Origin of the sequence: Phocaeicola sp. RTP21198st1_B8_RTP21198_201120, assembly GCF_040929485.1 — a bacterium.
Taxonomy (GTDB): domain Bacteria; phylum Bacteroidota; class Bacteroidia; order Bacteroidales; family Bacteroidaceae; genus Phocaeicola; species Phocaeicola dorei.
The window spans coordinates 1-286 of the sequence record NZ_JBCOCI010000431.1 but is presented as its reverse complement, the minus strand read 5'-3'; positions in this window follow the sequence as shown (position 1 = coordinate 286).

The following is a 286-nucleotide window of genomic DNA, read 5'->3' as shown; positions in this document are numbered from 1 at the left end:
TTACGATTGTCGATTCGAATAAAAAATTAATGAATCAATTGTTTTTATAAACAGAGGGGCGATCCGGGAAGCTAGACGCGAATAAAGGGCTATTGTTACGAGGCGACATCGGTACGGGAAAAAGCACTATTATGCAGATTTTAAACCGATATAGCTATTTCACACGTGGCAAAGCAAGGGGCGGCTATCCGGTCGGTGGTTTTAGAGTCGATTCGACTTCTGGCATTGCAAACAGTTTTTCGATGCGTGGAAAAGATGCACTAGAATTGTATACTTACAACAACTG